2 pseudogenes are annotated in these 1,103 nt (G+C 48.5%); both read right to left on the bottom strand.

The window, feature by feature from the left end:
* Positions 1–117, bottom strand: a pseudogene (locus ACTHUR_RS11680) (IS5/IS1182 family transposase); the annotation flags it as partial.
* A gap of 207 nt (positions 118–324) precedes the next feature.
* Positions 325–1,103: pseudogene (gene lbpA, locus ACTHUR_RS11675) on the bottom strand (lactoferrin/transferrin-binding protein LbpA); the annotation flags it as partial.

Genomic DNA, 1,103 nt, shown 5'->3' with positions numbered 1-1,103 from the left:
GTTCAGGTACTGTTCGATCGGTTGCCAGTCAATCACTTGATCCAACTTCAATAGCGGGAAACGGTCGATGTGTTTGGCAATCATGGCTTGTGCGGTTTGCCGGAAGAAGGTACTCATGAAAAATCTCCTAAATGTCTTGGTGGTAATTTAGGGGATTTTGGGGGATTTTGTAAAGGTCTCAAACTGCCTTAGCATTGAATGTCCAGATTCCCGGAATGACGGTTTAGAAGTTACCCTAAACCTCAAAAAAAACCTGCACCTTAATCAGTTGGCGGTTTAGTCCGACTTTTGGGGTGCAGATCAAGCTTTCAGACGGTATTTCCTTTAAAACTTCATTTCAAGCGCGAGGCTGAAGTTCCTGCCCGGTGCGGCATACCTTCCATAGTTACTGTCGCCGCCGTGCCGGTTTGCCGTGCTTTCCGCAGTCTGGCGCAAGGATTCCCAAGTAACGTAGCGGTAGTTGCCGATATTGTAGATAGCCGCCCTCAAGGTCAGCCGTTTTTTCAGATTAAGATAGGCGGAAACATCTGCCGTCGACCAAGCAGACGACGCTCTTTTTGCCGAATATCGTTTTTGATCGCCTGCCAGATAAGCAAGTTCATCAGGGTTTTTCCCTTTGGAATAGGTCAGCATAATGTTTGCGCCCCATTTCCCCTCGGGCTGGTCGTATCCGAACCCCAAAACATAACGCGACGGCTGTACCGCATCCAAAGCATAGCTGCGGAGGGACAGTCCCGGCCGGTTGGATACCGATTTCGGTTTGATACGGTTGTACGCCAAAGTCGTGTACAAACCTTCGGGCAGTTTGTGATACACACCGTTCCAGTCGATTTTTCCCAAGATGTTGATGCCTTGGAGCGACATATTTTGGGCATTGTAATAATCGCGTATATCAATCTCTGTCAATTGTCCTGCCTGATTCGGCAATTTGGTTTTTTGATCGGCAACGGCAATCATATCGGTATAACGGTTGCGGAAGCTGCTGATTTCCAAAAAGCCGAAATCGCCCTTCCACTGCAAACCGATTTCGCGGTTGGCTGCCTTTTCCGATTTCAGGGCAGGACGCTGCCAGCCTTTCGGATAATCGTGATAAATGTCTATCC

The sequence above is a fragment of the Neisseria sp. P0021.S007 genome, from assembly GCF_051956855.1.
Note: the sequence above shows the minus strand (reverse complement) of the source record. Positions and strands in the feature narration are given on the sequence as shown.